Raw genomic sequence first — 259 nt, forward strand, 5'->3', positions numbered from 1 at the left:
GTGCAAAACCCACAACCTGCGCGTGTCGGAGCTGATGATGGCCAACGAAAAGGCCTGGCGCAGTGAAGCGGAAATTCGCCAAGGCCTGATGCGCCTGTGGAAGGCCATGTGCGAGTGCGTCAATAACGGCCTCAAGCACGAAGGCATTCTGCCCGGCGGCTTGAACGTGAAACGCCGCGCCGCCAAGTTGCACCGCAGCCTGCAGGAGCTGGGCAAGCCCAACGTGATTGGCTCGACATTGAGCGGCATGGAGTGGGTG

General features: G+C 61.4%; 1 protein-coding gene. It reads left to right on the plus strand.

Annotation, left to right across the window (positions count from 1 at the left end; all coding sequences use genetic code 11):
• Positions 1 to 259: L-serine ammonia-lyase, iron-sulfur-dependent, subunit alpha (locus AC0IW9_RS31165; protein WP_471652166.1), on the plus strand; the 259-nt coding region annotated here is incomplete at both ends.

This window comes from Belnapia sp. AC561 (assembly GCF_979252845.1).